Raw genomic sequence first — 701 nt, forward strand, 5'->3', positions numbered from 1 at the left:
GGGCCGGCAGCCAGGACCGGGTGGCCCTGCCCGGGCGCCTGCACTGGCGGCTGCGCCCGGCCTGGCGGGGCGCGCGGCTGCAGCTGAGCGCCGACTGCTGCACCCCCGAGGGCCCCCTCCAGGTCCTGGCGCGCGCCGGTTGGAACAGCCTGCAGCTGCAGCTGCGGGACGGCACCAGCCAGTGGCCCGCCGGCGCGCTCGCGGGCCTGGGCACGCCGTGGAACACCGTGCAGCTGCAGGGCCGTTTGCAGCTGTCCACCGAGGGGCTGCAGCTGTCCTGGTCGGCCGGGCGCCTGCAGGTGCAGGGCCGGGCGCGACTCGATGCGCTGGCCATCTCCTCGCGCCTGTCGACCCTGCGCCCCCTGGGCAGCTACCGCCTCGCGCTGCAGGGGGGCGACGCCCCCACGCTGCAGCTGTCCACGCTCGAAGGGGCGCTGCAGCTGTCCGGCAGCGGCCGCTGGGTGGGCCAGCGCCTGCGTTTCGAGGGCGAGGCCGCGGCCGCCCCGGGGCGCGAGGCGGTGCTGGCCAATCTCCTGAATATCATCGGGCGGCGCCAAGGCGCGCGCTCCATCATCACGCTATGACCTTCCTGCCCCGACGCCCCCTGCGATCCGCCCTGCACCTGCTGGCGGCCGGCGCGCTGCTGGCCGCCGCCCAGGGCCCGGCCCTGGCCCAGGGCGGCAGCGTCCGGCCCGGCGAGC

At 77.6% G+C, this 701-nt stretch carries 1 protein-coding gene; it reads left to right on the top strand.

From position 1 onward, the window contains the following. A partial coding sequence (gene gspN / locus A612_RS00535) for a type II secretion system protein N (RefSeq protein WP_019372669.1) occupies positions 1-584 on the top strand: 584 nt, incomplete at its 5' end. Between the last annotated feature and the right edge of the window lie 117 nt (positions 585-701).

Origin of the sequence: Melaminivora alkalimesophila (assembly GCF_000282995.1) — a bacterium.
In the GTDB taxonomy this organism is placed as follows: Bacteria; Pseudomonadota; Gammaproteobacteria; order Burkholderiales; family Burkholderiaceae_C; genus Melaminivora; species Melaminivora alkalimesophila.